Consider the following 21641-nt stretch of genomic DNA (forward strand, 5'->3'; position numbering starts at 1 on the left):
TCGCGGCAGGCGAAGGAGTGTTGGTGGCAGGGAACGGCTTCACCGTCCACCCGGACGAGTTGCACACATTCAGCGAGTACCTGGACAAGACCACCGTGCCGACGGTGAACGACTCCGCGAAGGCGGTGGACGACGCCAACGGCGGGGACATCGACGCGTTCGGCGTCGTGCTCGCGCAGGTGCTCGCGATTCCGGCGCGCATCGCGCTGAAGGCCGTCTCCGACAATCTGCACGGCGTCGCGAAGGACGTGACCGACAGCGCGGACAAGACGCGCCAGGCCAGCGAGCAGTACAGCAAGGGCGACCAGGACCTCGCGAAGGCGTTCGACAAGTTCAAGCCGGAGCAGGTGAAATGAGCGTCGTCGAGCCCATCACCGATGCGAACAGCACCACCGGCGCCGGGGTCGCGGACAGCTGGCACAGCGTCGTCTCTTCGATCCAGGAAATCCAGCACCTGCACGGCGCCGACGCGGCCGCGGTGGGGGTCGAGATCGGCGTCTCGATCGTCGGCGCGATCGCGGACACCGCGGCCTTCGTCCTCGACCCGTTCGGCAAACTGATCGCGGCCGGGCTCGGCTGGCTGATCGAGCACATCTCGTTCCTCAAAGAGGGCCTCGACAAGCTCGCCGGCGACCCCGCGGCGATCAAGAAGATGGCCGAGGAACTGCACAAGACCGCGCAGAACCTGCGCAACGCGGCGAAGGACCTCGACACCACGCTGCAGAAGACGGTCACCGACTGGCAGGGCGACGGCGCCGAGGCGTTCAAGAAGAACATCGGCGACCGGCGGGGCCAGATCGACAGCGCCGGACAGGCGGTCGACGTCGCCGGTTACGTCGTCGAGACGACGATGGCCCTGGTCACCGTGGTGCGTTCGCTGATCCGGGACCTGATCACGACGTTCCTCGGCGACGTCATCGCGACGATGCTGATCGCGCTCGCGATGGCGGCGTTCACGTTCGGCGCGTCGATCGTGGTCGGGGTCGGCAACGTGATCCGGTCGGGGATCTCGCTGGCGCTGACGATGGCGTCCAAGATCGCCCGGGTGGTCGGCCTGGGAGGGCGGACCGCGAGCCGGTTGGCGCAACTGGCGGAGAAGGTGAAACCCGGACGCGGCGGCGGCTCGCACGGCGGCGGGAACAACCACGAGATGACCGACCTGGGCGGCAACCACGGCGGCGGCCATGGCGGCGGGAGCGGCGGTAGCGGTGGCGGTCAGGGCGGGCAGGGTGGTCACGGCGGGAACAACACGCCGCATGACGACACGCCGGGTGGCAACAACCACCACGACGACACCCCCGGCGGGAACAACACCCCGCACGACGACACGCCCGGCGGAAACAACAACCCACACGAGGACACCCCCGGCAACAACACGCCGCACGACGACACGCCAGGCGGCAACAACCACCACGACGACACCCCGGGCGGAAACAACACCCCGCACGAAGAGCGGCCGAACAACCAGCCGCACGAGGACGATCCGTTCGACACCTGGCTGGCCGCGGATCAGCACTTCAACCCGCCGCCCAACCGCCCCCACGACACTCCTGGCGGCAATCCGCACCACGAAGACACCCCGGGCGGGGGCGGCAACCACGAGAACACGCCGGGCGGCCACGACAACACCCCCGGCGGGAACAACCAGCACCACGACACCCCCGGCGGCAGCAACACGCCGCACGACGAGACTCCCGGCGGGAACAATCACCACGAGGACAACCCGGGCGGGAACCAGAACCACGAGACCAACGGCGACCATCACGGCGACAACGCGGGCGGCGGCAACCAGCACAACGAGAACACCGGCGGCGACCACCACGGCGACAACGCAGGCGGCAACCACCAAGAAGGCAACGCAGGCGGGAACCACCAAGAAGGCAACGCAGGCGGCAATCACCAAGAGGGCAACCAAGGCGGCAATCACCAGGAAAACAACCAAGGCGGCGAGCACGGCAACACCCAGGGCAACGGAGGCGGATCCGGTCGTCCCCCAGGCCCGCAGTCGCCGCTCAAGCCTTACGAGTTCAGCTGGATGAAGAAGCACGAAAGCTGGCTCGAGAACATGTGCGACCTCCCCCAGGTTCAGAAGTACACCGGGGGCAAGAACGTCTGGAAGGACATCGTCAAGGCCCCGGACGAGTACTTCAAGACGCACCCGAAGCTCTACCCCTTCCTCAAGGGCCTGGCCGATGCCAAGAGCAGCAAGAACTTCGTGGGCTGGATCGGCAAGGACGCGATCAACTTCGACAAGGCGATCACCGACATCCACATGCAGGCCGAGGAAGCCTGGAAGACCTCCGACGAGGAGTGGCGCAAGGAGCATCCGGATCCGGCCGCCGAAGGAAGCACCGCGGAGTAACGAAAAAACCGTGCGGGTCACCCGGAAGGAATTCCAGGGTGACCCGCACGGCTGTGACCGCCGAGAGGTCAGTCGGACGTCTCCGCGAACCGTGCCGTCATGGCTTCCCTGCCGCGTTTGCTCAGTTCGCCGAACAGGCGCAGCCGGGCGAGGCCGCCGTCGGGGTAGATGTCCAGGCGGACTTCCGTTACCTCGGGGCCGTCGTCCGCCAGGGCGAAGCGGTGCCGGGTGTCGGGCTGCAACCTGGTGCGCGGCAACAGTTCCACCCACTCGCCCTCGTCCAGGCGGCCGCTCACCGACGCCCAGCCGGGGGCGTTTCCCTTGAGGTTGCTGGTGTCCAGTTCCACGAACCGGACCAAGCCCGCGCCCGCCAGGGAGACCGTCGCCCAGTCGTTGCCGTCGTCGCGGCGGCGGGCGGTTTCCCAGCCCTCCGCCTGGTGCGCGGCCAGGCCCGGCGACAGCATGTTGTTCGGCGACGAATAGAACATGTCGCTGCACCCGGTGACGACCGCGCCGTTTTCCAGCGCCGCCAAGTCCAGGGAGCGCGGGTCGAGCAGCGAAGGGTCGGGAACCGGCGAACCGTGTACGCGCAGTCGGGCTACGCCACCGTCGGGGTGCTGGGTGAGGCGTACGTGGGTGTAGCGCCGCGGGGACGTCACCTTGTAGTAGTTCTCCGAATCACCGACCGCTGGTTCGTGGTCGACCAGGACGTCCCAGTCGGCGTCCTGCAGTTCGGCCGCGCTCGGGTAGCCGGGGACGGACGTCGCCGCCACGGACACGAACGGCGGGTAGTTGCCCTTGAAGAACGCCGTGTCCACCACTACCCCGGACACCACGCCGCCGAGGCCGAGGCGGATCAGGGCGTGGTCGTCGCCGGGTTCGCGGTGCCGCCGGGTCTCCCAGCCGTCGTACACCTGGCCTTTCGGGCCGAACGTTTCGGCACGGTGGGCCGGCCGCCACGGGTTGACCAGGTTTTCCTTCTCGGCGAACAGTTCGTCGCTCGCCCACATCACGGTGCCCCCGAACAGGCGCGAGGCCAGATCGGGCTGGGTAGTCCACTCCGGACGGTCGGACACGTGCTCCTCCATCTCTTCAGCAATTGCCCCGGGTCAGCAGAGTCCCCCTCGGTTCGCCGCCGGTCACCGGCTCGCCGCGCAGCCACGTGCCGCGCACGACGCCGGCCAGCGGACGCTGGTCGTACGCGCTCACCGGGTTGCGGTGCTTGAGCTTCGCGACGTCCACGACGAAAGCCTCGTCCGGCGCGAAGACGCAGAAATCGGCGTCGCAGCCCACTTCCAGCTTGCCCTTGCGCGTCATCCCGACCTGCGCGGCCGGTCGCTCGGCCATCCACCGCACGACATCGACCAGGCCGAAGCCGCGCTGGCGGGCCTGCGTCCAGATCGCGGGCAGACCGAGCTGCAGGCTGGAAATACCGCCCCAGGCAAGACCGAAATCGCCGGTGTCAAAGCGTTTCAGCTCCGGCGTGCACGGCGAATGGTCGCTGACGATCGTGTCGATCACGCCGTCCGCCAAACCCTGCCACAGCAATTCCCGGTTCGCCGCCTCGCGGATCGGCGGGCAGCACTTGAATTGCGTTGCCCCGTCCCGGATTTCCTCCGCGACGAACGACAGGTAGTGCGGACAGGTTTCCACCGACAGCGCGACACCCTCGCGGCGAGCACTGGCAATCAGCGGCAGCGCGTCCGAAGAGGACAGATGCAGGATGTGCGCGCGGGCTCCGGTGCGCCGCGCCGCTTCGATCACGTGCGTGATGGCCAGGTTTTCCGCGCCGCGCGGGCGGGAACCGAGGAAGTCGTGGTACTTCTCGCCGTGCGGGTCGGGAGCGGCGTCGATCGCGTCGGAATCCTCCGCGTGCACGATCATCTGCGCGTCGAACGATTTCAGCTCGCGCAGCGCGGATTCCAGGCCGTCCGCGTCCAGGGGCGGGAACTCGTCGACGCCGGAGTGCAGCAGGAAGCATTTGAAACCGAAGACGCCTTCGTCGTGCAGCCCGCGCAAATCGCCTTCGTTGCCCGGAATCGCGCCGCCCCAGAACCCGACGTCCACGTGCACGCGACCACTCGCCGCCTTGCGCTTGACCTCGAGCGCGGCCACGTCGACCGTCGGCGGCAGGCTGTTGAGCGGCATGTCCACGATCGTGGTGACGCCACCGGCGGCGGCCGCGCGCGTCGCGGTCTCGAAACCCTCCCACTCGGCCCGGCCGGGGTCGTTGACGTGCACGTGGGTGTCCACGAGACCGGGCAGCAGCACCTCGTCCTCGGCCAGCTCGACGAGCCGCGTGCCCGGCATCTCGACAACGCCGGGTTCCGCGGCGACAATCCGGCCGTCCCGCACGCCGATCGTCGCCGGCCCGAGACCGGCGGGGGTCACCGCACGCGCGGCCCGCACCACGAGGTCCATCGACGGTCTCCTCCACTTCCACGTTACGGAAAGACTCTTTCGCTCACCGAGATTAGACACGTCCTTCCCGGCTCGTCAACGCCGTCCCTCCCACGTTACGGTCACCAGGTGGAGTTGGAAGCCGAGTTCACCAGCGAGCCGTTTCGCGGCGAGGGCGCACCGCCGGAGCACGCCGTCCGCGCCCGCGACGCCGCCGACGCGGCCGGGCTCGACACCGACTTCGGCCCCCTCGGCACCCTGGCCCGCGGCACCGCCGACGAGCTGTTCGCCGCGCTGCCCTCGATCGCCCGCGCCGCCCTCGAAGGCGGGGCCACCCGGGTGACGCTGCAACTGCGCCGAACCGACGATTCCGACACCGTTCCGGCGGTCGAACTCAACAGCGCGCTCTCGCGATTGATCTCCGACGTGGAACGCGAGCTCGGCTCGAAACTCCGCGATCTCGACCGCCCGGAAAAGCAGCGCGCGGTCCGCCTCCTGCGCGAGCGAGGGGCCTTCAACCTGCGGAAATCGGTTTCGGCGGTCGCCGAGGAACTGGGCGTCACGCGGTTCACGGTCTACAACTACCTCAACCGGGAAGCCGACTGAGCCGCGATTCAACAAAGTGTTGACGCACGCTCGACCCGGCCGTACGGTCAGCGGAACACCACCTCCCCGGAGGAGATTCCGTTGCCGCTCGCACTCGCCGAGTTCAACTCCGCATCCGCCGCCGAACTCCGGCCGACGCTCACCGCCTGCCTGGCCGTGCCGCGCTGGGTCGACACCGTGCTCGACGGCCGCCCGTACGCCGATTTCGCCGCGCTGAGCAAGAGCGCGGACAGCGCGACCCCGTTGCGCCGCAACGAGATCCGCGACGCGATCGCCGCGCACCCGAGGATCGGCGAACGCCCGACCAGCAAGGGCAGCGACGCCGACTGGTCCCGTTCGGAGCAGTCCGGCGTGGACAACGCGGACGAATTCGCCGCCGCCAACGCCGAGTACGAAGCCCGTTTCGGCCACGTCTTCCTGGTGTGCGCGAGCGGGCGCAGCGGCGAGGAACTGCTCGCGAACCTGCGCTCCCGGCTCGGCAACGACCCGGAGACCGAACTCGACGTCGCCGGCGCGGAGCTGGCCAAGATCGCGCAACTGCGCCTCGCGAAAGCGGTAACAGCATGAGTCTTGTGACCACGCACGTCCTCGACACCGCGACCGGGAAACCCGCCGCCGGGATCGCCGTGCGTTTCGAGCGCCAGGACGGCTCGCTCGTCGCCGAAGGCAAGACCGACGACGACGGCCGAATCCGCGACCTCGGCCCGGACACGCTCGACCCCGGGGTGTACCGGCTGATCTTCGACACCGGGAGCTACCTCGGCCCGGAAGCGTTCTTCCCCGACGTCACGATCGCTTTCCGGATCGTCGACGGCACGTCGCACCACCACGTGCCGGTGCTGCTGAGCCCGTTCGCCTATTCCACCTATCGCGGGAGCTGACATGGGAATCTCATTGGGCCCCAACCAGTACGGCAAGGCCGAGGTCCGCCTCGTCACCGTCCGGCGCGCCGGCGGCGTGCACCACCTGCGCGACCTCACGGTGTCCTCGGCCCTGCGCGGCGACCTGTCGGCCACGCACCTCACCGGCGACAACTCCGCCGTGCTGGCCACCGACACGCAGAAGAACACGGTGTACGCGTTCGCCAAGCAGCAGGACGTCGGCGAGATCGAGGATTTCGCGCTGCGGCTCGGCCAGCACTTCGTCGGCACGCAGGAAAAGATCACCGGTGCGCGGATTTCCGTCGAAGAGCAGGAATGGGACCGCATCACCGTGGACGGCGCGCCGCACGACCATTCGTTCAGCAGTTCCGGCGGCGAACGCCGCACCACGACCGTCACCGTGCACGCCGACCGCGCCTGGGTGGTGTCCGGAGTGGACGGTCTGGTGGTGCTCAAGTCCACCGGGTCCGAATTCCACGGATACCCGAAGGACGAATACACCACGCTCGTCGAAACCGACGACCGCATTCTCGCCACCGCCGTCACCGCGCGCTGGCGCTACGAGGGATTCACCGGGATCGACTGGGCCAAGAGCCATCGGGAGATCCGGCGGACGCTCCTGGAGACGTTCGCCACCAAGCACAGTCTTTCGCTGCAGCAGACCCTGTACGCGATGGGCGAAGCCGTGCTGCAAGCACGGCCGGAAGTAGCCGAGATCCGGTTCTCCCTGCCCAACAAGCATCACTTCCTCGTCGATCTAAGCCCCTTCGGCCTCGAGAACCACAACGAGGTGTTCTACGCCGCCGACCGCCCGTACGGCCTCATCGAAGGCACGGTGGTCCGCGACGAAGCCGAAGAGCCCGGCCCGGCCTGGACCGACGCCGTGCTCTAGCCCCGAGTCCCCTCCGGGAGAGCGCATGTCAGTTGCACAGGAACGACCTTCTCGGCACCCCGTGGACGCGGCGCCTCCGCTGCCGCAGTTGATCCTCGGCGGAATCCAGCACGTAGCGGCCATGTACGCCGGAGTGGTGGCACCACCGCTCGTCATCGGCGCGGCCGTAGGCCTCTCCCCCGGCCAGCTCGCCTTGCTGATCAGCGCGGCGTTGTTCACCGCGGGGCTGGCCACTCTCTTGCAGACCCTCGGCTTCTGGCGCTTCGGCGCGAGACTGCCGCTGGTCAACGGCGTCACTTTCGCCGCTGTCGCACCCATCCTGTCCATCGCGGCGCAGCATCGCGACGGCAACGCGCTGGGCGTCGTCTACGGCGCCACGCTCGTCGGCGGCGTGTTCGTCGTGTTCGCCGCACCGTTTTTCTCCAAGCTGACGCGGTTTTTCCCGCCGGTGGTGACGGGGACGGTCATCACGCTCATCGGGATCTCGCTGCTGCCGGTCGCCGTGCAGTGGATCGCCGCGCAGCAGAAATCGGCCAAGCCCAGCGGGCTCCTGCTGGCCGGGATCACGCTGGTCGCGGTGCTGGTGTTCACCCGGTTCCTGACCGGGTTCTGGAGCCGGATCGCGCTGCTGCTCGGCCTGGTCGCCGGTACCGCGGTGGCGTGGCCGATGGGCCAGGTCGACACCTCGACGCTGAAGCAGGCCCCAGTGTTCGGCATCGTGACGCCGTTCCATTTCGGCACGCCGGCGTTCGACATCGCGGCGATCGTCTCGATGCTCATCGTGATGCTGGTGATCATGGCGGAAAGCACCGCTGACCTGCTGGCACTCGGCGAGATCGTGGACCGGCCGACCACCAGCCGCGTCCTGGCCGACGGCCTGCGCGCGGACGGGCTCTCCACCGCCGTCGGCACGATCTTCGGCGGGTTCGCCTGCACGGCGTTCGCGCAGAACATCGGACTCGTGTCGCTCACCCGCATGGTCAGCCGGTACGTGGTCGCGGCCAGCGGCGTCGTGCTCGTGCTGCTGGGCGTGTTCCCGGTGACCGGCGGGATCGTCGCGCTGGTGCCGCAGCCGGTGCTCGGCGGTGCCGGGCTGGTGCTGTTCGGCAGCGTCGCGGTCAGCGGCGTCCGGACGCTCGCGAAGGCGTCGTTCGAGCATCCGATCAACGTCGCGATCGTCGCCGCGTCGCTCGGGGTCGGGCTCATCCCGATCGCCATGCCGGACTTCTACTCCGGGTTCCCGGCGGCGCTGCAGGTCGTGCTCAACTCCGGGATCAGCGCGGGCTGCGTGACCGCGGTGGTGCTCAACCTGGTGCTCCGGCCGCGCTTGATAGAACGCTCTACCGTCCAGGAGCTATCCTCGGTGTCGTGACTGGCACCAAGGACCGGATCCTCGCCGCCGGGGCGGAACTGTTCCGGCAAGGCGGGTACGCGGGCACCGGCATGAAGCAGATTGTCGAAAAGGCCGGCGCGCCCTTCGGGTCGGTGTACCACTTCTTCCCCGGCGGCAAGGAGCAGCTGGGCGAAGAAGTGGTACGCACCTCGGGGATGCAGTACGCGCAGCTGTTCGAGGTTTTCATCGGGCCCGCGCCGGACCTGATCACCGGTCTCGAAAGCTTCTTCGCGGGCGCGGTCACCACGCTGCTCGACACGGACTACGTCGAGGGCTGCCCGATCGCGACCGTCGCGCTCGAAGTGGCGACCACGAACGAACCCTTGCGCAAGGCCACCGCGGACGTGTTCGAGGCATGGACCCAAGCGGGCACCAAGGGGTTCTCCGCGTTCGGGCTTCCCGAGGAGCACGCCCGCACGCTCACGCTCGCGTTGGTGACCAGCCTGGAAGGCGCGTTCGTGTTGTGCCGCTCCATGCGGACGACTGAACCGATGGCGGTCGCGGGCGCGGCGGTGGTCGACGTAGCGCGACGGCTCCTGACCGAACTGGGTGACGACGGGAAACGCCGTCCCTCCGGCGGCTAAGCTGGAACCAGCGTCCGGGTCCGCAGGAGGTGGCCGGTGTTCGGTCTCAGCATCGACCACATCGTGATTTTGCTGCTCGCCGGGTTGTTCATCCTCGGCCCGGAGCGGCTGCCCGAGGCGGCGCACTGGGTCGCGCAGGCCCTGAAACGCGCGCGCGGGTTCGCCGCGGGCACCAAGGCCCAGCTCGAGGCGGAACTCGGCCCGGAGTATCAGGAGCTGCGGAAACCGTTGCAGGAACTGCAGTCCCTGCGGATGGGCAACCCCCGGGCGGCCGTGACGAGGTATCTGTTCGACGACACTCCCCCGGCCGCGACGCCGCCGCCGGTCCCGCCGGTTCCGGCTCCGGTTCCGTTGCGGGCGAACGAGCGGCCGCCGGTCGATCCCGACGCCACCTGATCATTCGGCCGCGCGCCACGCCCATCCGGCGAGCACGAGCAGTTCGACGAGTTCCAGCACGGCCATCAGCCGTTCCACGAGCCCGGTCGCGACGGTCGGCAGATGCTGCCCGAATGCGACATTGGCCGCGAACGGAATGAGAAACGGCAGAAAGAACGGCACGGCCGCCAACCCCAGAATACGCGACCAGCGCGCATAACCCCGCCAATCCGGCGAATTCCGGTGTGCCCGGCCGAGCAGCCATCCGGCCAACGGCAAACTCACACAACTGATCCCGGTCGCGCCGAGGTGCACTTTGCCGACCCACGACACCGCATTTCCCTGCGGGTCCTTCGTGAACAACGCGACCGCCGCGAGCCCGGCGCACCAGGCGGCCATCGCGACGACCGTCAGCCCTCCGCGCAGCAGCCCGCGGCGGCGCAGGACCACGGCCACCACGACCGAACCGGCCGACGTCAGCAGCATCGCCGCCGCCCACATCCACCAGCCAGGAGTCCAGGCGTAGTCGCTGAGCATCGCGCTGACCGGGTCGATCGGGCCCCAGTAGCGGTCGACGTGCAGCACCACCAGGAACGCCGCGGCGAGCAGCACCGCGACCACCGCCGCGCCGAGCGCGCGTTTCGTCGCTTTCGCCGACGGGGCCGACACCAGCACCGGAGTCAGTTCTGTCGTCACCGCTGGTTCTCCGCTCGCCCGCCCGCTTTCCCGAAAGCATATCCCGGCCGCTGTCCCGTCGCTTTCGGACAGTCCGCCCGAATTGCCGCGCATTCTCAGCGTCCTGCCAGAAATCGCGACTACCCTCGCGGCGGTTCACTGATTTCTACCGACGGGAAATCCATGCCTGCCGCGCGCGGTACGGAATTGCGGCTGCTTCTGTTCGCGGTGGCGATCGTCTGGTGCGCGTTCCTGCTCGTGGACGCGAACGCCTTGGCGCGGCTCAGCTTCTCCGTCGTCGGCTACGGCGCGTCGTTCACCGCGGTGGTCGCGGCGGCGCACCTCGCGGTCCGGCGCTGGGCCCCGCACGCGGACCCGCTGATCCTGCCGTGCACCGTGCTGCTCAACGGGCTGGGACTGGTGGTGATCCACCGGATCGACCTCGGGCTCGCCGAACAGGCGGTGCAGCGGGGCAAGACGTACTCGGCCGTCGCCGGGCAGCAGGTGCTGTGGACCGTCGTGGCGCTGGCGTTGTTCCTGGCAGTGCTCGGTTTCGTTCGCGACCACCGCGTGCTGGCCCGGTACGGCTACCTCGCCGGGCTGGCCGGGATCGTCGCGGTGCTCCTGCCCGCGCTGCTGCCGTCGTCGCTGTCGGAGGCCAACGGCGCGAAGGTGTGGATCAGAATCGGCCCGCTGTCGCTCCAGCCGGGCGAGTTCGCGAAGCTGCTGCTGATCGTGTTCGCCGCGACGACGCTGGTCGCGAAACGGGAGCTGTTCCGGGTCGCCGGGCGCAAGGTGCTCGGCGTCGAACTGCCGCGGGCGCGCGACCTCGGGCCGATTGTGCTCGCCGCGCTCGGCTGCGTGGCGGTGCTGGCGTTCGAGAAGGAACTCGGCGCCTCGCTGCTGTTCTTCGGGATCGTGCTGGTGATGATCTACCTCGCGACCGAGCGGGTGATCTGGGTGTACGCCGGGCTGACGGTGTTCGCCGGCGGCTGCGTGCTGGCGTACTTCCTGTTCAACCACGTGCGGCAGCGGGTCGCGAACTGGATCGACCCGCTCGCGACGTACGACCAGGCCGGCGGCGGGTACCAGATCGCGCAGGGCCTGTTCGGCCTCGGCACCGGCGGCATGGGCGGAACCGGCCTCGGCGCGGGCAGGCCGGACATCGTGCCCGAGGCGAACAGCGACTTCATCACCGCCAGCATCGGCGAGGAACTGGGTTTCCTCGGGCTGGCCGCGGTGCTGATGCTGTACCTGCTGATCGCCCTGCGCGGTATGCGCCACGCGCTCGCCGTCCGCGACAGCTTCGGCAAACTCCTCGGCGGCGGCTTGGCGTTCACCGTGGTGATGCAGATTTTCGTAGTCGTGGGCGGGGTGACGAAGCTGATCCCGGAAACCGGCATCACCGCACCGTTCCTGTCGAAGGGCGGTTCGTCACTGCTCGCAAACTACATCCTGGTCGCGCTGCTGCTGCGGATCTCAGACGCAGCCCGCCAGCCGAGCACGACGGAACCAGTGCAGACGGTGCGAGCCCCACTGGCGGAGGCCGGGACCGTGCTGGTCAAACGGCCTCGGTGAGCTGTCAGTCTTCCCTCAGCCGAGCGCTCGCCTTCGCCAACTCGCCCGCAATCGACGTCGCGTCGGCCGTCCTGAGCTGACCCGTCTCCACCACCGTTTTCCCGCCCACGAAAAGCCTCCGCAGCGGCGGCGGCGCGGCCAGCACCAGCGCCGCGACCGGGTCCTCGATGCCCGCGTAGTTCAGCCCGTTCAGATCCCACACCGCCAGATCCGCGAGCTTCCCCACCTCTACCGAGCCCATGTCGCGCTCCCGGCCGAGACACCGCGCGCCGCCCATTGTGCCCAGCCACAACGCTTCTCGCGTGGTCAATCCCTTCGGCCCGCCGCGTTGCCGGGCCTGCAGCAACGCCTGGTGCAACTCCTCCGCCAAGCCGCCGGACTCGCTCGAAGCCGCGCCGTCGACGCCCAACCCGACCGGAGCACCGGCGTCGAGCAGGTCGCGCACCGGGGCGATTCCGCTGCCCAGGCGGCCGTTCGACGTGGGGCAGTGTGCGGAACCCGTCGCGGTCGCGCCGAAGCGGCGGATCGCGTCCGGCGCGAGGTGCACGGTGTGCGCCAACCAGACATCCGGCGCCAGCCAGCCCAGTTTGTCCGCGTACTCCGCGGGCGTGAGGCCGGTTTCGGCGAGGCATTGCTTTTCCTCGTCCTGGGTTTCGGCCAGATGCGTGTGCAGCCGGACGCCCTTGCTCCGGGCCAGCTCGGCCGAAGCGGTCATCAGCCGCCCGGTGACGGTGAACGGCGAGCACGGGCCCGCTGCGATCTGCAGGTGCGCGCCCGGCGAGGCGTCGTGGTAGCGGTCGATCGCGGCTTCGGTGCCGAGGAGCGCGTTATCGGCGGTCTCGACCAAACTGTCCGGCGGCAGCCCGCCGTCCGATTCGCCGCGGTCCATCGAGCCGCGGACCAGGTGCAGCCGCAAGCCGATCCGCTCCCGCGCGGCGACGAGCGCGGCCACCTGGTCGCCGCCGTCGGACGGGAAGACGTAGTGGTGATCGGCGACCGTGGTGCAGCCGCTCAGGGCGAGCCGCGCCATTCCGGCGGTGCCCGCGGCGTGCGTGATCTCCTCGTCCAGCTTGGCCCACACCGGGTACAGCGCGACGAGCCACTCGAACAGCGTGTGGTCGGCGGCGAGGCCGCGGGTGGCCCATTGGTAGAGGTGATGGTGCGTGTTCACGAGGCCCGGCGTGACGAGGCAGCCGCTCGCGTCGACGCGTTCGTCCGCCTCGCCGGTGAAGCCGCCGTCGCCGACAGCCGCGATGCGGTCGTCCTCGAGCACGACGTGTCCGTTGCGGTATTCGGGACCGCTGACCGTCGCGATCGCGGCGTTCTCGACGACTGTCCTCATGCGACACTCACCTCCGGAAGGTCTCGTGAGTGGCTACCCCGAACCCGCGGCAGCCACTCACGAAACCCCTCACAACGCCTTGGCCGCGCGATCCGCCACCAGGTTCAGGAACCGGCTCGGGTCGCTCAGCTCGCCGCCCTCGGCGAGCAACGCCATGCCGTGCAGCAGCTCCGCCGTCTCGGCCAGCGAAGTGTCCTCCGGGTGCTCGGCGAACGCCTTGCGCAGCCCGGTCACCAGCGCGTGCTCCGGGTTCAGCTCCAGCACGCGCTTCACCGGCGGCAGCTCCTGCCCCATCGCGCGGTACATCTTCTCCAGCGTCGGGGTCAGATCGCCCGCGTCGCCGACGATGCAGGACGGCGACGTCGTCAGCCGCGACGACAGGCGGACCTCCTTGACGGTGTCGGACAGCGTCGCCGACATCCACTTCAGCAGGTCCTCGTACTCGGCCTTCTTCTCGTCGGACGTCTCGTCGCCGAGGTCGACCTCGCCCTTCGCGACCGACTGGAACGTCTTGCCGTCGAAGCCGCTCGCCGACTCCGTCCACATCTCGTCCACCGGGTCGGTGAGGATCAGCACCTCGTACCCCTTGGCGCGGAACGCTTCCAGGTGCGGCGAGTTCTCGATGACGGTGCGCGAATCGCCGGTCAGGTAGTAGATGTGCTCCTGGCCCTCCTTCATCCGCGACACGTAGTCGCGCAGCGAGGTGGGCTTGTCCGCGTGATGCGTCGAATCGAACGACGAGATCTCGAGGATCTGCTCCCGGTTCTCCGGGTCGTCGATCAGGCCTTCCTTGACCGCGCGGCCGAACTCGGACCAGAACGTCGCGTACTTCTCGGCGTCCTCGGTCATCATCGTCTTGACCGTGGAGAGGATCTTCTTCTCCAGCCGCCGCCGGATCGCGCGGATCTGCCGGTCCTGCTGCAGGATCTCGCGCGACACGTTCAGCGACAGATCCGCCGCGTCGACGACCCCCTTCACGAAGCGCAGGTAATTCGGCATCAGCGCTTCGCAGTCGTCCATGATGAACACGCGCTTGACGTACAGCTGCACCCCGCGCTTCGCGTCCCGCATGAACAGGTCGACCGGCGCGCGCGAGGGCAGGAACAGCAGCGCCTGGTACTCGAAGGTGCCCTCGGCCTGCATCCGGACCGTCTCGAGCGGGTCGGTCCAGTCGTGGCTGATGTGCTTGTAGAACTCGTGGTACTCCTCGTCGGAGACCTCGTCCTTCGAACGCGCCCAGAGCGCCTTCATGGAGTTGACGGTCTCGAGACCGCTCTCTTCGTCATCCTTGGCTTCCTTGGCCATCTGCACCGGCCAGGTGATGAAGTCGGAGTAGCGCTTGACGATCTCGCGGACCTTCCACGGCGACGTGTAGTCGTAGAGGTGGTCCTCGTCGTCGGCGGGCTTGAGGTGCAGCGTGACCGACGTGCCCTGCGGCGCGTCGGAGAGGGACTCGATCGTGTAGGTGCCCTCGCCGGTGGATTCCCAGCGGACGCCCTCGTCCGTGCCCGCGCGCCGGGTCACCAGCGTGACCTTGTCGGCGACCATGAAGCTCGAGTAGAAGCCGACGCCGAACTGCCCGATCAGGTCCTGTCCGGCGGATTCCTTCGACTCCTTCAGCTTGCGCAGGAAGTCGGCGGTGCCGGATTTCGCGATGGTGCCGATCAGGTTGACGACGTCGTCGCGGCTCATCCCGATGCCGTTGTCGCGCACGGTGAGGGTGCGCGCCTCGGCGTCGAGGAGGATTTCGATGTGCAGGTTGTCGGTCTCGGCCTGCAGATCCTTGTCGCGGTACGTCTCCAGCCGCAGCTTGTCCAGCGCGTCGGAGGCGTTGGAGACCAGCTCGCGCAGGAAGATGTCCTTGTTCGAGTAGATCGAGTGGATCATCAGCTGCAGCAGCTGGCGCGCCTCGGACTGGAACTCCAGCGTTTCGACCGTCCCGGTTTCCTCAGCCATGTGTTTCCTTTCCCGCCCCTGAAAAGACCGGCGTGAAGTCTACCCAGCGCGACCGACAGAACGTGCGGAGACCGCGAAGTCCGATTGCCGCCAGCGGCGCCCGCCCGGGACGGCCAGGCTGATGCCCGTGACTGATCCCGCAGCCGTGCTCAACGGCATGTATCGAGCCGAAGCCGAGTATTTCGCCGCCGGCGGCCCCGGTTCGGCTTCGTTTGCCCCGCTGGCCCCGTATTTCGCCGAGGATGTCGTACTGCACCAGGCCGCCGGGCTGCCGTTCGGCGGCGACTGGCACGGCCACGCCGGGCTGGAGAAGTTCTTCCTCGAGATGAGCCGGATCTGGGAGTCGTTCGACATCGGCGACCAGGAGTTCCTCGCCGTCGGCGCGACGTCGGTGGTGCTCACCCAGGTGCGCGCCCGGACGCGGGCGACCGGGCGGGACCTGGAGTTCCCGATCCTCCAGGCGATCCAGATCGAGAATGGGCGGATCGCCGAGGTACGGCCGTTTTACTGGGACACCGCAGCGATCGCGAGTGCCTGCGCGGAGTAGCACAGGCACTCGCGACCGTTCAGGCTTGTCGCCGCGCGTACGCGTCCAGCCGCGCCGGTTCGAACGGCAGCTCCGACTCCGCCAGCGCACCGCAGTGGAATCCGCCGAGCAGATACCGGGCCAGCGCTTCCGCCGTGGCGGGCTCGTCCAGCACTCCCCCGGAGGTCTTCGACGCGTAGTCCTGCAACCGCTTGGCCGCCGCCGGGGCGCCTTCGCGGTAGAAGGCGTACGTCGCCGCATACCGGGTCGGCAGCTGGTGCGGATGCAGGTCCCAGCCCTGGTAGAAGCCGTTCTCCAGCGACCGCCGCACCAGGCGCAGGTGCTCGGCCCACGCGCCCGGCAGGTCGTCGCCCACCGGGAGCCGGTTGGTCGAACCGTCGGACAGCCGCACGCCCGTTCCGGCAGCCGCGACCTGCATGAACTGCTTCGCGAAGTCGGCGGCGGGGTGCGCCATGCTCTGGTACGCCGCGCTGATCCCGAGACCCGCGCTGTAGTCGTAGGTCCCGTAATGCAGCCCGGAGCACCGGCCGTCCGCCGCTTGGATGATCTGCGCGACCGAGACCGTGCCGTCGGTCGAAAGGATCGACTGCGCGGTCTCGATCTGCACCTCGAACCGCAGCGCGCGGTCCGCCAGTCCGTACGCGGTTTCCAGCCGCCCCAGCACTTCCGCGGCGACCTCGACCTGTTCGACCGCGGTGACCTTCGGCAGCGTCACCACGAATCCGTCCGGCAGCGATCCTTCGGACAGCAAGCCGGACAGGAACAGGTCGAGTGTCCGGATGCCCCGCCGCCGCGTCGCGGCTTCGAAGCTCTTGAACCGGATTCCGACGAACGGGGTGCCGCCGGTAGTCGCGAGGGTGCGCCCGGCGGCCTCGGCGGCCGCGTCCTCCGCTTCGTCGCCGGGACGGCCGTAACCGTCCTCGAAGTCGATGCGGAGGTCCTCGATCGGCTCGGTGAGGAGCTTCTCGCGGACCCGCTCGGCCACCGCCGGGTCGAGGTTCAGCAGGTCGCCGTGCTCGACGAAGACCCGCATCGCCTGCTTGCCCCAATCGGCGACCAGACGGGTGCGGTACTGCGACGCCGGCACGTACACCGTGTGCACCGGACGACGGCCCGGAGACTCGCCGGGATACCGCGCCGCCACGCGCGCGTCGGCCGCGGCCAACCGCGCGTCGGCGGTGCGGTAGACGTCCTCGGCGAGTCGTCCGTCAGCCATTACTGGATGTGCTCGTACGCCGGCAGGGTCAGGAAGTCCGGGAACTCGTCAGCCAGCGCGACCTGCTCGAACAGCTCGACCGCGGGCTTCAGCAGGTCGTCGGAGACCTCCGCCGCCAGCTCGCCGCGGACGTCGGCGACGACGCCGCGCACCAGCTCCGCGGTGACCTTCTCGCCGTTGTCCAGCTGCGTGCCGTTCTTGACCCACTGCCACACCTGCGACCGCGAAATCTCGGCCGTGGCGGCGTCCTCCATGAGGTTGTGGATCGCCGCCGCGCCGTTGCCGCCCAGCCACGAGGCCAGGTAGCGGATGCCGACGTCGACCGCCGCGCGCAGACCGGCCGCGGTGGCGCTGCCCGGCGTCGAGGCGACGTCCAGCAGCTGGTCGGCGGTCACGCTCACCTCGTCGCGAGTGCGGCCCAGCTGGTTGGGCTGGTCGCCGAGGACCTTGTCGAACTCTTCCTTGCAGAGTGCGACCATGCCCGGGTGCGCGACCCACGAACCGTCGAAGCCGTCCCCGGCCTCCCGCGACTTGTCGGCGTGCACCTTGTCGAAGGCGCCCTTGTTGACTTCCGGGTCCTTGCTCGGGATGAACGCGGCCATGCCGCCGATCGCGAACGCGCCGCGCTTGTGGCAGGTGCGCACGAGCAGTTCGGTGTAGGCGCGCATGAACGGCGCGGTCATGGTGACCGAGTTGCGGTCCGGCAGCACGAACTTCTCGCCCGCGTCACGGAAGTACTTGATGACGCTGAACAGGTAGTCCCAGCGGCCCGCGTTGAGGCCGGAGGCGTGCTCGCGCAGTTCGTAGAGGATCTCTTCCATCTCGAACGCGGCCGGGATGGTCTCGATCAGCACGGTCGCGCGGACGGTGCCGTGCGGGATGCCGAGCGCCTTCTCCGCGTGCGTGAACACGTCGTTCCACAGCCGCGCTTCGAGGTGGCTTTCCATCTTCGGCAGGTAGAAGTACGGGCCCTTGCCGCGGTTGAGCAGCTCTTGCGCGTTGTGGAAGAAGTACAGGCCGAAGTCGACCAGCGCGCCGACGCCCTTGCGGCCGCCGAAGGTCAGGTTGCGCTCGTCGAGGTGCCAGCCGCGCGGGCGGACCACGATGGTGGCGTGCTCGACGTCCGGCTTCAGCTCGTAGTGCTTGCCGTTCTGGTCGAGCGTGATGGTGCCGCGGATCGCGTCGGACAGGTTGACCTGGCCGCCCACGACGTTCGCCCAGTGCGGCGTGTTGGCGTCCTCGAAGTCGGCGAGCCACACCTTGGCGCCGGAGTTGAGGGCGTTGATGGTCATCTTGCGATCGGTCGGGCCGGTGATCTCCACGCGGCGGTCGCGCAGCGCTTCCGGCGCGCCCGCGACCTGCCAGTCGCCCTCGCGGATCTCCTTGGTCTCGGCGAGGAAATCGAGGCGGCCGGTGGTCCGGGCCTCCTCGCGCCGCTTGCCCCGCGCGACGAGGAGTTCGTCGCGCCGCGCGGCGTACTCGTCGTGCAAGCCCGCTACGAAAGCGAGGGCTTCCGGCGTCAGAATCTCGTCCCCACGCTCGACGGACCCGCCGAGAACCTGGACCTCAGACATGCGCAACACCCCGAGTAGTGCTTTGGATAACGTCCCTACGGTTTTTACCTGACGGACTATAGTTTCTGCATAGCGGAACATCAATCGGGTCTGTGAGGAGGACCACTGGTGGCGGCTGAGAAGAGCGGACGAGACGGCGGCGTCCAGTCCCTGCAGCGCGCGTTCGAGCTGCTGGAGCACCTGGCGGACACCGGCGGCGAGGCCAGCCTGTCGGAGCTGGCGACCCTGTCCGGGCTGCCGATGCCGACGATCCACCGGCTGATCCGCACGCTGGTGTCGCTGGGCTACGTCCGGCAGAACACCAACCGGCACTACGCGCTGGGCGCCCGGCTGATCCGGCTCGGCGAGAACGCCAGCATGCAGTTCGGCGCGTGGGCACGGCCGCTGCTGGTGGAGCTGGTCGAGGAGGTCGGCGAGACGGCGAATCTGGCGGTGCTGGAACGCGACGAGGTGGTGTATGTCGCACAGGTGCCCTCGAAGCACTCGATGCGCATGTTCACCGAGGTCGGCCGGCGCCTCCTGCCGCACGGCACCGGCGTGGGGAAGGCGATGCTGGCGGAACTGCCCGCCGACGAGGTCGCGTCGCTGCTGGAACGCACCGGAATGCCCGCGTACACCGAGCACACCTTCACCGACCCGGACGCGCTGGCGGTGGAGCTGAAGAAGATCGCCGGACAGGGTTACGCGCTGGACGAGGCGGAGCAGGAATTGGGCGTGCGCTGCATCGCCGTCGCGATCCCCGGCGCCCCGGTGCCCGCCGCGGTGTCGGTGTCGGGCCCGTCCGGCCGTCTGACGGCGGACGCGGTGAGCCACATCGCGCCGGTGGTGCAGAAGGTGGCGGACCGGCTTTCGCAGCAGCTGCCGGTTACTTGAGTTCGCCCTTGAGTTCGCCTTTGAGGAGGTCCATCAGCAGACCGTCGTGCCAGGTTCCGTCCGGCCCTTGCTCGTAGTCGCGGAGAATCCCGACCCGGCGGAAACCGAGCTTCTCGTACACGTGAATCGCACGGTGGTTGGCCGCCGCCGGATCGATGGTGATCCGGTGGTGCCCCTGCCCGAACAGACGCTGCGCGAGGATCCGGATCGCCTCCGAGCCGAGCCCGAGTCCGTAGTGGCCAGGGTGCACAGCGAGGTCGATCCCGGCGTGCCGGTAGCGGGGGGTGGTTTCTTCCCAGCTCTGGATGATGCCGACGGTCTGGCCGTTGTGCTCGATGGCGTAGGCGTGTTCTTCGTCCTTGGCGAGAAGCCCGTCGGTTTCCTCGTCGGGATCGCCCCACCACTGCGAAACTTCCGGGGCGGAGAGGATCTCGCGCACTCGCGACCGGTCGGCTTCGGTGAGCGGGCGGAGGGTTACCCGGGTCACTGCATGGGTTTCTGATCGACCTGGACGTCGTACTTCACCTCGGTGCCGTTCACCGCGCCGATTTTCGCGGTGAGCCCGACTTTCTGTCCACCCGCGGTGAGGACGCAGCGCATCGACTCCCCCTCGACGGCCTTGATCGGTCCCGGGCAGGCGACGGTGTCCGGCCGCTTGCCGATGGACTGCTGGAGAGCGTCGGAAATGCCCTTTTCGAAGTTCTCCTTGGAGACCTCCTTGCCGACGCTCACGTGCGCGGAACAACCGGTGAGAACCAGCGCGCAGGCGGCGAGCAGGACAGGGCGAATCCGAGGGTGCATGGAGGTTCTCCTAGGGCTGGTTGAACCGAGCGGACCGTCCCGCGCAGCGTGCCGCCGCCCACCGTGGCAGGCAGCCCCGCGAGAGATGTCCGCTTTAGCCCGTATTCACCCAGCCAGGCGAATCAGCCCAGCAAAGCGTCCACGAACGCCCCAGGCTCGAACGGTGCCAGATCATCCGGCCCCTCACCAAGCCCCACCAGCTTCACCGGCACTCCCAGTTCCTTCTGGACCTGGAACACGATCCCGCCCTTGGCGGTGCCGTCCAGTTTGGTCAGGACGATGCCCGTCACGTCGATGACCTCGGCGAACACCCGGGCCTGCGCGAGTCCGTTCTGACCGGTCGTCGCGTCCAGCACGAGCAGGACCTCGTCCACCCGCGCCTGCTTTTCCACGACTCGCTTCACCTTGCCGAGTTCGTCCATCAGGCCGGTCTTCGTGTGGAGGCGGCCCGCGGTGTCGACCAGGACCGTGTCCACGCCTTCGCTGATGCCCTGCTTGACCGCGTCGAACGCGACTGCCGCCGGGTCTGCGCCTTCCTTGCCGCGCACCACCGAGGCGCCCACGCGTTCGCCCCACGTCTGGAGCTGGTCGGCGGCCGCGGCGCGGAACGTGTCGGCCGCGCCCAGCACCACGGTGCCGCCCTGCGCCACCAGCACTCGCGCGAGTTTGCCGGTCGTGGTGGTCTTGCCGGTGCCGTTCACGCCCGCCACGAGGACCACCGCGGGCTGCTTCTTGCCGTCTACCTCGTGCGGGAGGGCCCGGACGGAGCGCTCGGCGTCCGTGGACAGCGCCGCGGTCAGCACCTCGTGCAGCAGTTCGCGGGCTTCGTCCGACGTGCGCACCGCGCGGCGGTTCAGTTCGTCGCGCAGGCGGTCGACGATCTGGGTCGTCGTGGCGGCGCCCAGGTCCGCCATGAGCAGCGTGTCTTCGACGTCCTGCCACGAGTCCTCGTCCAGGTCGCCGCCGCCGAGCAGGCCCAGCAGGCTCTGCCCGAACACCGAGCGGGACTTCGACAGGCGGCCGCGCAGGCGCTCGAGCCGGCCGGTCGGGGACTCGATCTCCTCGATCGGCTCGACCGTTCCCGGCACGACCGCTTCGGGAGCTTCTTCCTCGACCGGTTCGGGGAGCTTGACGTCGCGCACCGTGCGCTGGTCGGAGTCGCGCGGGACCGCGGCGTCGTCGCCAACCGCGGGCTGGCCGTCGACTTCCGGCCGGTCCTCGACGGGGTGCTCGACCACCGGATCGGGCGACGACTCCGGCGAAGGAGCAGGCTCGGGTTTCGCCTCGACGGCAGTTCCGCCGGACGCGAAGGAGATCCCGCCGCTCGCGGCGTACCCGCCGCCCTTCGGCTTCTCCTCGACCTTGCGCTGTTCGGCGATGCTGATCCGCCGCTTGCGCGCGATGAGCAGCCCGGACACCAGCACGGCGACCAGGACGACGACGGCGACGACAACGATCCAGAACCAGGTGCTCGACACGCCACCATCCTGTCATCCGCGTGCACAAGCCACCGGACACCCCACCGCGAGGCCAACGAGTAACGCGAACGGTTCCGATTCGGCCAAGACTCCACGAAGCGTCTTGCG

22 protein-coding genes are annotated in these 21641 nt (G+C 68.8%); 12 read left to right on the forward strand and 10 right to left on the reverse strand.

Annotated elements, in window-relative coordinates:
- The first annotated feature begins 23 nt into the window (after positions 1-23).
- On the forward strand, positions 24-356 hold the full coding sequence (locus DMP23_RS24415; protein WP_051171583.1) for a type VII secretion target: 333 nt from the start codon (positions 24-26) through the stop codon (positions 354-356).
- Positions 353-2362 carry a hypothetical protein gene (locus DMP23_RS24420; RefSeq protein WP_337822623.1) on the forward strand — a complete coding sequence of 670 codons (2010 nt, stop codon included), beginning with the start codon at positions 353-355 and terminating at the stop codon, positions 2360-2362. The genes DMP23_RS24415 and DMP23_RS24420 overlap by 4 nt, the downstream gene beginning before the upstream one ends.
- A gap of 68 nt (positions 2363-2430) precedes the next feature.
- Here the strand turns inward: DMP23_RS24420 and alc are convergent, their stop codons facing one another.
- Together alc and allB are read right to left on the reverse strand one after the other, a co-directional pair.
- Positions 2431-3450 (reverse strand): allantoicase, encoded by a 1020-nt coding sequence (gene alc, locus DMP23_RS24425; protein WP_037810253.1) that lies wholly within the window; start codon positions 3448-3450, stop codon positions 2431-2433.
- Positions 3451-3454: 4 nt separating this feature from the next.
- Positions 3455-4783 (reverse strand): allantoinase AllB, encoded by a 1329-nt coding sequence (allB, locus tag DMP23_RS24430; protein WP_037810251.1) that lies wholly within the window; start codon positions 4781-4783, stop codon positions 3455-3457.
- A 108-nt stretch (positions 4784-4891) separates the two neighbouring features.
- On the opposite strand from allB, the gene DMP23_RS24435 reads away from it, so the two are divergent.
- The 7 genes from DMP23_RS24435 (at position 4892) to DMP23_RS24465 (ending at position 9514) form a co-directional block, all read left to right on the forward strand.
- Entirely contained in the window at positions 4892-5368 is a 477-nt protein-coding gene (locus DMP23_RS24435; protein ID WP_043833120.1) for a helix-turn-helix domain-containing protein, read from the forward strand.
- Positions 5369-5449: 81 nt separating this feature from the next.
- Complete coding sequence (gene uraD, locus DMP23_RS24440) at positions 5450-5935, forward strand: 2-oxo-4-hydroxy-4-carboxy-5-ureidoimidazoline decarboxylase (RefSeq protein ID WP_337822624.1); 486 nt, start codon at positions 5450-5452, stop codon at positions 5933-5935.
- The gene (gene uraH / locus DMP23_RS24445; RefSeq protein ID WP_037810248.1) at positions 5932-6249 is read left to right on the forward strand and encodes a hydroxyisourate hydrolase; all 318 of its coding nucleotides are present in this window, start codon (positions 5932-5934) and stop codon (positions 6247-6249) included. Before uraD ends, uraH begins: the two co-directional genes overlap by 4 nt.
- Before the next feature lies 1 nt (position 6250).
- Complete coding sequence (gene pucL / locus DMP23_RS24450) at positions 6251-7141, forward strand: factor-independent urate hydroxylase (RefSeq protein ID WP_337822625.1); 891 nt, start codon at positions 6251-6253, stop codon at positions 7139-7141.
- 25 nt (positions 7142-7166) lie between these two features.
- Positions 7167-8513: a nucleobase:cation symporter-2 family protein gene (locus DMP23_RS24455; protein WP_051728724.1), complete on the forward strand. Its 1347-nt coding sequence runs from the start codon at positions 7167-7169 to the stop codon at positions 8511-8513.
- Positions 8510-9118: a TetR/AcrR family transcriptional regulator gene (locus DMP23_RS24460; protein ID WP_134733139.1), complete on the forward strand. Its 609-nt coding sequence runs from the start codon at positions 8510-8512 to the stop codon at positions 9116-9118. Before DMP23_RS24455 ends, DMP23_RS24460 begins: the two co-directional genes overlap by 4 nt.
- Positions 9119-9154: 36 nt before the next feature.
- Positions 9155-9514: a Sec-independent protein translocase subunit TatB gene (locus DMP23_RS24465; protein WP_037810243.1), complete on the forward strand. Its 360-nt coding sequence runs from the start codon at positions 9155-9157 to the stop codon at positions 9512-9514.
- On the opposite strand, the gene DMP23_RS24470 is transcribed toward DMP23_RS24465, so the two are convergent.
- Positions 9515-10189: a DUF998 domain-containing protein gene (locus DMP23_RS24470; protein WP_337822626.1), complete on the reverse strand. Its 675-nt coding sequence runs from the start codon at positions 10187-10189 to the stop codon at positions 9515-9517.
- A 162-nt stretch (positions 10190-10351) separates the two neighbouring features.
- Here DMP23_RS24470 and DMP23_RS24475 point away from each other — a divergent pair, with 162 nt between their 5' ends.
- Complete coding sequence (locus tag DMP23_RS24475) at positions 10352-11746, forward strand: FtsW/RodA/SpoVE family cell cycle protein (RefSeq protein ID WP_337822627.1); 1395 nt, start codon at positions 10352-10354, stop codon at positions 11744-11746.
- Positions 11747-11750: 4 nt separating this feature from the next.
- Here DMP23_RS24475 and DMP23_RS24480 read toward each other — a convergent pair whose 3' ends face one another.
- Both DMP23_RS24480 and htpG read right to left on the reverse strand, forming a co-directional pair.
- Positions 11751-13088 (reverse strand): 8-oxoguanine deaminase, encoded by a 1338-nt coding sequence (locus DMP23_RS24480; RefSeq protein WP_337822628.1) that lies wholly within the window; start codon positions 13086-13088, stop codon positions 11751-11753.
- A 69-nt stretch (positions 13089-13157) separates the two neighbouring features.
- Positions 13158-15044: a molecular chaperone HtpG gene (gene htpG, locus DMP23_RS24485; protein WP_037810239.1), complete on the reverse strand. Its 1887-nt coding sequence runs from the start codon at positions 15042-15044 to the stop codon at positions 13158-13160.
- A 121-nt stretch (positions 15045-15165) separates the two neighbouring features.
- On the opposite strand from htpG, the gene DMP23_RS24490 reads away from it, so the two are divergent.
- Positions 15166-15591: a nuclear transport factor 2 family protein gene (locus tag DMP23_RS24490; protein WP_443111284.1), complete on the forward strand. Its 426-nt coding sequence runs from the start codon at positions 15166-15168 to the stop codon at positions 15589-15591.
- A gap of 19 nt (positions 15592-15610) precedes the next feature.
- Here DMP23_RS24490 and DMP23_RS24495 read toward each other — a convergent pair whose 3' ends face one another.
- Positions 15611-16807, reverse strand: coding sequence for a DUF6986 family protein (locus tag DMP23_RS24495; protein WP_337822630.1), 1197 nt, complete (start codon positions 16805-16807; stop codon positions 15611-15613).
- Positions 16807-18381, reverse strand: coding sequence for a malate synthase A (gene aceB / locus DMP23_RS24500; protein ID WP_037810234.1), 1575 nt, complete (start codon positions 18379-18381; stop codon positions 16807-16809). Before aceB ends, DMP23_RS24495 begins: the two co-directional genes overlap by 1 nt.
- Positions 18382-18489: 108 nt before the next feature.
- Here aceB and DMP23_RS24505 point away from each other — a divergent pair, with 108 nt between their 5' ends.
- Positions 18490-19254, forward strand: a complete 765-nt coding sequence (locus tag DMP23_RS24505; protein ID WP_043833101.1) for an IclR family transcriptional regulator — start codon at positions 18490-18492, stop codon at positions 19252-19254.
- On the opposite strand, the gene DMP23_RS24510 is transcribed toward DMP23_RS24505, so the two are convergent.
- The 3 genes from DMP23_RS24510 to ftsY form a co-directional block, all read right to left on the reverse strand.
- Positions 19247-19741 (reverse strand): GNAT family N-acetyltransferase, encoded by a 495-nt coding sequence (locus DMP23_RS24510; RefSeq protein ID WP_337822631.1) that lies wholly within the window; start codon positions 19739-19741, stop codon positions 19247-19249. The genes DMP23_RS24505 and DMP23_RS24510 overlap by 8 nt on opposite strands.
- Entirely contained in the window at positions 19738-20055 is a 318-nt protein-coding gene (locus DMP23_RS24515; protein WP_337822632.1) for a DUF4333 domain-containing protein, read from the reverse strand. The genes DMP23_RS24510 and DMP23_RS24515 overlap by 4 nt, the downstream gene beginning before the upstream one ends.
- Before the next feature lie 122 nt (positions 20056-20177).
- Complete coding sequence (ftsY, locus tag DMP23_RS24520) at positions 20178-21533, reverse strand: signal recognition particle-docking protein FtsY (RefSeq protein WP_337822633.1); 1356 nt, start codon at positions 21531-21533, stop codon at positions 20178-20180.
- Between the last annotated feature and the right edge of the window lie 108 nt (positions 21534-21641).

The sequence above is a fragment of the Amycolatopsis sp. A1MSW2902 genome (assembly GCF_017312175.1).
GTDB lineage: Bacteria > Actinomycetota > Actinomycetes > Mycobacteriales > Pseudonocardiaceae > Amycolatopsis > Amycolatopsis nivea.